Genomic DNA, 363 nt, shown 5'->3' with positions numbered 1-363 from the left:
CGCTTAGAGCGTGTTAGGCACTTTGAAGTACTGGCACCGCGTGAACGAGCATAAGTATTGCGAAGACCACGAAATGAAGCCCGGCAAGCGTTTCGGGTAGTCGCTCGTAATCACGTGCGAGGCGACGGAAGCGGTTGAGCCAGCCAAAGCTGCGCTCAACCACCCACCGCCGGGGCAGCAGTACAAAGCCCTTTTTCGCTTCCTCCAGTTTGATCACCTGCAGTTCAATGCCTTCGTCGAGTGCGGCCTGCGCTGGCTCTTTGCCCGTGTATCCCTGATCGGCAAATGCCACCTTGACCGTGTGTCCCGTTACCTGCTGGACCTGACGCGCAAGCTCTGCTACCTGCGCACGCTCCTGCTCAT

General features: G+C 58.4%; 1 protein-coding gene. It reads right to left on the bottom strand.

Going from position 1 to position 363, the window contains the following annotated elements; all coding sequences use genetic code 11:
* Window positions 1-13 precede the first annotated feature (13 nt).
* The coding region (locus tag FSO04_RS46075; protein WP_154568044.1) for a transposase at window positions 14-363 on the bottom strand (350 nt) is incomplete at its 5' end.

The sequence above is a fragment of the Paraburkholderia madseniana genome, assembly GCF_009690905.1.
GTDB classification, from domain to species: domain Bacteria; phylum Pseudomonadota; class Gammaproteobacteria; order Burkholderiales; family Burkholderiaceae; genus Paraburkholderia; species Paraburkholderia madseniana.
Note: the sequence above shows the minus strand (reverse complement) of the source record. Positions and strands in the feature narration are given on the sequence as shown.